General features: G+C 47.9%; 7 protein-coding genes. 1 reads left to right on the forward strand and 6 read right to left on the reverse strand.

Annotated features, from left to right (window positions below; all coding sequences use genetic code 11):
* Positions 1 to 608: 608 nt before the first annotated feature.
* The 6 genes from BBG47_RS26870 to BBG47_RS26890 are packed head-to-tail and all read right to left on the reverse strand — an operon-like array spanning position 609 to position 4,323.
* Positions 609 to 944: a hypothetical protein gene (locus tag BBG47_RS26870; RefSeq protein ID WP_139070791.1), complete on the reverse strand. Its 336-nt coding sequence runs from the start codon at positions 942 to 944 to the stop codon at positions 609 to 611.
* Positions 913 to 2,595: a hypothetical protein gene (locus BBG47_RS26875; protein WP_139070792.1), complete on the reverse strand. Its 1,683-nt coding sequence runs from the start codon at positions 2,593 to 2,595 to the stop codon at positions 913 to 915. Before BBG47_RS26875 ends, BBG47_RS26870 begins: the two co-directional genes overlap by 32 nt.
* Positions 2,588 to 3,049, reverse strand: coding sequence for a hypothetical protein (locus BBG47_RS26880; protein ID WP_065294301.1), 462 nt, complete (start codon positions 3,047 to 3,049; stop codon positions 2,588 to 2,590). Before BBG47_RS26880 ends, BBG47_RS26875 begins: the two co-directional genes overlap by 8 nt.
* Entirely contained in the window at positions 3,046 to 3,570 is a 525-nt protein-coding gene (locus BBG47_RS26885) for an imm11 family protein (protein ID WP_065294302.1), read from the reverse strand. Before BBG47_RS26885 ends, BBG47_RS26880 begins: the two co-directional genes overlap by 4 nt.
* Positions 3,465 to 3,818 carry a pentapeptide repeat-containing protein gene (locus tag BBG47_RS31320; protein WP_083189632.1) on the reverse strand — a complete coding sequence of 118 codons (354 nt, stop codon included), beginning with the start codon at positions 3,816 to 3,818 and terminating at the stop codon, positions 3,465 to 3,467. The genes BBG47_RS26885 and BBG47_RS31320 overlap by 106 nt, the downstream gene beginning before the upstream one ends.
* Complete coding sequence (locus BBG47_RS26890) at positions 3,808 to 4,323, reverse strand: contractile injection system protein, VgrG/Pvc8 family (protein ID WP_065294303.1); 516 nt, start codon at positions 4,321 to 4,323, stop codon at positions 3,808 to 3,810. Before BBG47_RS26890 ends, BBG47_RS31320 begins: the two co-directional genes overlap by 11 nt.
* Before the next feature lie 518 nt (positions 4,324 to 4,841).
* Between BBG47_RS26890 and BBG47_RS26895 the strand changes: the two genes are divergently transcribed.
* Positions 4,842 to 6,099: helix-turn-helix domain-containing protein (locus tag BBG47_RS26895; RefSeq protein WP_083189633.1), on the forward strand; the 1,258-nt coding region annotated here is incomplete at its 3' end.

The raw sequence follows: 6,099 nt of genomic DNA on the forward strand, positions 1-6,099 counted from the left end.
AGGATGCGACAGCGAATTTTGATCAACAAACTCAAAATTCCAGACCAATAAGATCGGTTAGCTCATAAAAATGATTTTTTCAATCACAAGATGATAAACCCTTAATTGATAGCACCAAAATAATTACATATATTGTAATTATTTTGGTGCGAATCCCCCAGGGAATTCATGTGCACTATACATTCGCACCGAAGAATAAACGGAATATTTTCACATCAGCTTCATAAAATTAGCAAGAAATAGTCAGATGCAATCATTTTCCATCCTCTACTTACACGATAAGGCATTCTCGATATAAAAATCAACTTCATTCAAATAGGATCTGATGTATTTTTTAACATTCAATCCAACTTACTCGCGTCTTCTTCTAAGGCATTATAGAAACTCTCCATATTATGCCCACCAGATATATATCTGGTCCTACCGCCTCTTTTAAATCCATCAACGTTTACCAAGTGAGCATAGGGTATTTGCATTTTCTCAGCATCACTTACTATGTCGCTTAATGGATCACTTTTATTAAAGGCATTACCCATCCCCTCTATCCGATGCCCTGAACCGCCGCCCTTTCCCCAGACCCATCCGCTTATACTTACATAGGGGGATTTTTATTTTTGAGAAGGACGGGGATCCTCTGATTCGTCCCTGCCTGCATGCCGTACATACGACATTCGCTCCGCCAACGATTTCGGCATTCTCCCGAGCAGATTGGCAATTTCGGCTTCCAGATTGTCGACCTTTTCCCCAAGGCTCTTCGCATGCGTCTTCGCCCTGCCATCCTTCGGCAGTCCATTCTTGCTCACATGGTCAGAACCAGGAAGATGGAGCACCGTTCCTTTGCGACCTTCTCCGTCCGGCAGTTTCCGGGAAATCCCCGCAGCTTCTCCTGCGTCGCCCAGCGCCTCCACACCTTTAACCGATTTCCCCATCCCCCATAGGGTCATACGCCGTTTTCTTCCCCGACCGTATATCGTCTATATAGGCTTGCCCTTGTTGAAAACCCTTCACCAAGTCATTCCGCTCTTCTAACGGTCCAATGGACTCTCCTGTAGCAGTCTGATATGCCCCACGAACCAACGCATCGCTCATTACGCTTGCAATTGCACCGGAGTCTGGATCGTCTCTATCTGAGTCCATGGGAATCAACCGACTATCGAACTCTCTGGACAACGCATTGCTGAGTACAGCATCTCCAACGTCAACAGCAGTATTCCATATTCCTAGTGCTTCATCGGCATAGGCTTGAAATTGAGATGTCACCTGTGCTGCATGATTGGCTTCTATCCTGCGAGTTCGGACAGCCTGCTCCCCATCCCGCGCCAGCTCCTGCTCGAATGCGCTCATCATCTGCGGAAATTGCTGCCGCTTCTCGGCATTCAGCTCGATCTTCTCGCTGCTCATGCTCACGTCTTCGCCTAGCTCAATCGTATCTGAAGGTGTCGTAATCGACAACCCGTCCGCACCGTACAGATGAACCTCCTTCCCCGTCAGATTCATACTGCCCGCTGCCTGAATTCGTATCTGACTGCTGCTATGCAGATTCACACCCGTATACGTATTCATCGAGATGTACAGCGTTCCCTCTTGTGCCGTCATCATCAATTCCTTATCCCCAAGCGTGAACTCCTTGCCTTGCGGATTGCCGAATGACTTCACGCCCGGATCCATCATCTTCTGCTCGCTCTTCACAGCATAATCGCCCTGCGGCTGCATCCGTACCGAATGAATGACCATCGCATCATCTTCTTCACAACTTGGAAAATACAGCTTCACCCGCGCCCCCAACTCCGGCATCAGGTACAGAATCTGATTGCCCTCCGCCGCATACGGGAACCACTGCGCCTTGCTCGCATCCTGCTGCCCGTCCATATCCAGATGCAGCTTCACCTGATTGCGGCTCACCAGAATAATTCGGCCGTCTATTGAAGCCCCGATAATCGCGGCATTGTCGATTCGCTTGCACTTCACTTCTTCCCGCACTGCGCATACATAAGTCCAACGAAGCAGCCCCTGCCACATTGTGCCTGTACGCTGGATAACGCTCAGCCGCCTCCCTGCAAGCAGCACTTCATCCCCGAGCTGCAACAGTCCGGCATGCTCGAATTCATATGTAGCAAATGAGTACGCACTGACACAGGTCGTTCTCACACCTGCGATTCCGTTCTCTTCTACTGCACCGAGCCAAGCATTTGCCGAATGTTCCGCCGCACGCTCCCAGATACTTGCTGAACTCGTTGCACGGTTGAAACTGTTAATGTTCTCTAACTCACTGCCTGAATTACCCATGCCTCCTGTTATGCTTCCAGCTATCCCTCCACATAAGGTGTTCACCCAATGAACCTCATACGGCAAATTCTCATCCAGCATGAATGGCATGCGGCCATTCGGCAGCCCCGTCCACAAGCGAACCGTATGAGAAGCCACATCCGGAGCAAGCAGCGCACCAACATGTGACGCCAGCCGCTTCAAGAATGCCCAATCCGGCTCGTCGTACTGCATGATGAACTTGCCTTGCTTGCGTTTGCCGAAGGCAGTATCAATAAAGTCCCCGCCATAATACGGCGAGACGATCTCGTCTACAATCTGACTATACAAGCCGTCTTCCTGCACTGCATGCCATCATCTCCGCCTGTACCAACTGCACATCTGCCCGCAGCTTCTTCGCCTGCACCGCCATCTCCCTCTGCAGCGTGGCCATATCCTCTGTCCGCACAGTATGGTTCATCAGACATACGCCGAACATCGCAGAACTAGCCTCATCGGTATATACGTCTTGCTCATGTTCGTTTGCCTGCTGTTCCCGCAGACGTATTCCTTTTGGTATAAACTGCATGGAACGCGGCAAGCAAATGCCTGCTCGCCCATTGAGCAGCTCTTTATCTTCAAGCTCTATACGATGTCCCTCATATTCAATCACGCCGCGCTGCACCGCGGCGTCCCAATCGTCCGGTATCATCATCGCAGCTCGCTCTTCCGCTTCCACCAACTGCTGGCGAACGTCCAATTGATTGTGCACCATGAGAAAACGTTCATCCCAGAACTCCGTCATCTTGCCGCCCCCTCCGCCAGTTCGACCTTGCGCAGCACGAATCCGCTCAGCCCTCTGCGCAGCAAGCTCTCTGCTGCCTCCAAGCTGACGATCACATAAGGCTCCCGAATACCGGCAACTGTGAACAGATGATGATGCTTCACACGCTCCTTATCCAGCACCAGCTTTTTCAACTGCCGATTCGGATGGAATTCGCTCTCCGGCGATAGGCAATCCAGCTCCGGAATGTGCATCGCCCAATACATGTGCTGCTCGCCCCGCTTCCGATCGATGAGGTCAACACGCTTCGCACGCAGTCCCAGATGATAGCGCTCCAGAATAACTTTCATCCGCTCCGATGCCATCCGCAATGGATACTCCAGCCAATCCACATATTCGCCCTGTCTGCCCGTGTACTCCTTCGCATCTGCCACCGTTATCGCAATGAGCTTCTCGAAGTCTTTGCCCTGCAACTCCTGCGACACTGGCTCAACCTTGCGATCAATCCGTTCATCTGCCAGCAGCACATAGTAATCACGCATCTTGCCGCCTGCTCCTCACTGAAGCGATAGCACTCCCGGTCCTTCTGCAAAAAAACGGCATCCCCCGGCCTTGCCCCTGTAAAATCAGCTCCATACAGACGAGCATGCGTGAAGTCGGCCCCTTCCATATTAGCCACCCCGAGCAAGCCTGGCTGACGGTTCACCCCGCTTGCCATCCCTTGTCCATTCGTGTAAGACAAGTCAACACCTCTCATGTCGCAGTCACGGAAGTCCGCATCACATAACAAAGAATGGCGAAGCCATTCGCTTTAGAAACTGCCAATCCGTCTCCTCATACTGCATCGCAAGCGTATCCAGTACCTCGTCCTCGGAAGCACAATGGATAAAGTCCGAGCCCGCATAATCAGACAATACCGAACGAACGAGCCCCGCGTACGACATGTTCGGATTCTGGAACGAACGCTTCTTCTTCTCTATATCGAGCAGATAGCTATGGGATACGGCATGAGCCGTCAAGTAATAAATGCCGCGCACAGACTTGAGGCTTACTTGAGTAACAACACCCCGGAACCAATATTTCGGCTCACCTGACTCATTATTAAGTGATACTCGCATCTGACCGTGTCCATCTGATAACTCTGCATAGCTGTCCTTCTTTTCCTCGGGAATGATGCCCGTTATCTTCAGATGAACATGCTCATTGAACTGCTTGACAACCTTCAACGATTGCAAATTCGTGAATTCAAACGGCGCCACATAGATATCACCGAACGTCATCACCTTGTCTTGCATGCTGAATCCCTCCAACGCGCTACGAAGATTATCATAGATCTCCTGCAATACCTATATTTGGCATAATAGATCTAATCGGTATTATCTGGTGCTTATTTAATAGGGAAAAGATTAATTTCATAATTCTGTCTACTAAAAAATGATGAGTTTGAAGATGAGTTCATGAACCGTGATTAATACCAGGACGGCTCCACCTGATACCGTTCGACAGAGGGTACCCGCTAGCGTCAACTCGACATAGCTATCCTTCTTCTCCACGGAGAAGATGCTCGTACATTGCCGTCAGGAATGCACATTGATCCACCTCTGTAAGAACAACTCGCTTATATGCAACGTCTACCAAATATTAGCCGTTTTACTTTGAATCGTTCATGACATCTGAATCGCTATTTGTAAAATATTGTTGAATTATAGGAGATTAACACGAAATGTTTTTTGAAGTAGGACATTCCCATTTGATAAACTACATGGTAAAATATAGGAAATAATAACTAAGGATGAGAGTAGGTGCTTATGGGATGGAACAGATATTGTCCATCGGCGAATTAATACAGAGCTACAGGCGCAATAGCGGTATGACTCAGGCACAATTATCGGAATCATCCGGGATCCAAAAAGGCACAATCTCCAAAATTGAGAACGAAGATGTCAAAAGACCGGAATATTCGACACTCCGCCCGCTTGTCGAAGCGTTAGACATACCATTGGATGCTGTTGTCGAACTGTATATTGCCATTGATAGAAGAGCAGATATTCTGCTGCTTGTGTTGCAGGATGTCATCCAGTATTCAGGCTCTGCCGAGCTTGCACGAAAAGTAGGAGCCAAATTTCTGGAATCGCACAGCGACGATAGTCACTCCTTAGTCGAACGCCTATATGGCTTCACAGCCAGCGTGGAACGTAAGGAAATTCGATTAGCCTTGTATCAATTAATCGTTGATTACTCCCGTGATCACGGCATGATGCCGTTTCTAGCAAGAGGCTTACTCCAGGTATACCTTATTGAACGTGATGACTTTTCCCGGATGCGAGATGTATACGACAGTGGTAAGCATATCGTGATGTACGCACATTTTTTAAGTTTGGAAGACCGCATCATGCTCTATTACAAGCTAGGAATTCATGCGTATAATTTATTTTTGTACCCACAGAGCATTGATCTTCTCCTTCCTATTATTGAGGAAGCAAGTTCAGACAATGAGTACTACATATATGCTCTCGGTATATTGCGGGGGGCATACTTTCGCATTGGGGAATATGATAAGTCCGAATATTACACTCACCTTTATTCACAGCATGATGCTCCTTACATCAAAGAAAATACCCAACTGATGAACGCAATGCTTGATGCCAAGAAGGGTATGATTGACAGAGCTGTAGACCAGTTTACATCTTTGTTAAAAACGTGTGATCAAAATATAGCCTTACAGGCTTTGAATCACTTAATGATTCTTTATTTAAAGGAACACAGACTAGATGAAATTGAAAATTTTCTTTCTTACCCAATTAACCTACAGCAGATCAGCGACAATAATCCCATCATGATTTCACAACTGGCTGAATATTATTACCATCGAGCGGAGTATTTCATCGCTGTAGATGAGTTCGACAAAGGTGTAATTGAGTTTCTCGAAGGCGCGTTTCACTTTTCAAGAGTGGACGATGTTCGTCGGGAAAAACAGTGCATTCACCTAATCATGCAAAGTCATTTAACGCAAAATATTTCGATGACCATACCAACCATGGAAAAACTGTCGGAGTACTACAAACGAACCG

This window comes from Paenibacillus sp. KS1, from assembly GCF_001680695.1.
In the GTDB taxonomy this organism is placed as follows: domain Bacteria; phylum Bacillota; class Bacilli; order Paenibacillales; family Paenibacillaceae; genus Paenibacillus_B; species Paenibacillus_B suaedae.

Coding starts and splice junctions, on each gene's coding strand:
- BBG47_RS26880 (WP_065294301.1), bottom strand. CDS start 3,049: ATGACGGAGTTCTGGGATGAACGTTTTCTCATGGTGCACAATCAATTG.
- BBG47_RS26890 (WP_065294303.1), bottom strand. CDS start 4,323: ATGCAAGACAAGGTGATGACGTTCGGTGATATCTATGTGGCGCCGTTT.
- BBG47_RS26885 (WP_065294302.1), bottom strand. CDS start 3,570: ATGCGTGATTACTATGTGCTGCTGGCAGATGAACGGATTGATCGCAAG.
- BBG47_RS26870 (WP_139070791.1), bottom strand. CDS start 944: ATGACCCTATGGGGGATGGGGAAATCGGTTAAAGGTGTGGAGGCGCTG.